The following is a 1112-nucleotide window of genomic DNA, read 5'->3' on the forward strand; positions in this document are numbered from 1 at the left end:
GGACCACCAACCTGCGGGGCTTCCATACGCCTTGAACTCTAGGACCGCCCCGGAACCCCGGCCAGAGCATCGGAGTCAACTATGTGGGTATCCGCAGGATCCATGTGGGTCCGCCATGTGCCGCCCAACCCCGCACTGACCTGCCGTTACGCCCGTCTATTAGGCCGGCGTGCGGAAGCATAGGATGCCCGGCGCCCCCAGGAGGGTAGCTGCCAGCCGCGGAGGGACACCGGGAACTACGGTCCTGAGGCGACTCGGAGCTGTTCTCATCTGGACCCCGTCCACGTCCTATGCGTCCGGCTATTGTTGGCTAAAGATGACGTCGACCCAGTAGTTGGTGTTGTTGTAACTGCTGGTGGGGAAGGCAGTCGCTCCGTAGTTGTAGACGCCGTTGGCTCCGTCGGTGCCGCTGGCCAGACCATGCAGCGGAACGTTGTCCGCGGCACTGCTGAAGTAGCCGCTGTTGGCGGAATAGAACCCGTTCGGCGCCTGGTACGAAACCACGTACGTCGTGTTGGCTGTGATGGACACCGGGCTGGAGAAGGAGGCCTGCTGCCAGCCGGAGGCGGTTTCACCCGAGAACGTCACCGAGGCCAGCAGCGTCCCGGAAGCGGACCACAAATGGCCCGTATGGGTGCCGGTATTGCTGCTTCCCTTATAGAACCTGACTCCGGTGACGGTCCCGGCCACGTCCGAACGGAACTTCATCCCCAACTCCACCGCATTGGTATCGTTCACCGTCACTGTGGCAGGTGCCGACGTGGCGCTGAACACGCTGCAGGGACACCCCGCCGGAGCGGCGGCCGTGGTGAACACCCACGAATACGGTGCCGCCATCGTCTGGCCCGTGCTGTTCGTGGCACCGTTGACCGTCGCCGTGTACGTGATGCCGTACGCCAGGGCACTGCCCGGAGTAAACGTCGCCGTGTTGCTCGCCGAATCATACGAAACCGCGCCCGCCACCGCCGCCCCGCCGCTGTCCTTCAACGTGAACACCACCGAGGACCCCGTCACCGACTGATTGAACGTCGCCGCAGGCTTCACCGACACCGCCACACCCGTCGCCGCATTCACCGGAGACACCGACGACACCACCGGCGCCGCCGGAGCGG

The 1112-nt window shown here is 64.7% G+C and carries 1 protein-coding gene and 1 pseudogene; both read right to left on the bottom strand.

The window, feature by feature from the left end:
• Positions 1–300: 300 nt before the first annotated feature.
• Positions 301–708 (bottom strand): DUF4082 domain-containing protein, encoded by a 408-nt coding sequence (locus C9424_RS22270; protein ID WP_237563610.1) that lies wholly within the window; start codon positions 706–708, stop codon positions 301–303.
• A 156-nt stretch (positions 709–864) separates the two neighbouring features.
• Positions 865–1095 (bottom strand): annotated as a pseudogene (locus C9424_RS22275) (Ig-like domain-containing protein); the annotation flags it as partial.
• Positions 1096–1112 lie beyond the last annotated feature (17 nt).

It is taken from the genome of Arthrobacter sp. H-02-3, from assembly GCF_003097355.1.
GTDB lineage: Bacteria > Actinomycetota > Actinomycetes > Actinomycetales > Micrococcaceae > Arthrobacter > Arthrobacter humicola.

Bases quoted from the DNA above. Each gene is read 5' to 3' on its own strand.
- C9424_RS22270 (WP_237563610.1), bottom strand. From the start codon at position 708: ATGAAGTTCCGTTCGGACGTGGCCGGGACCGTCACCGGAGTCAGGTTC.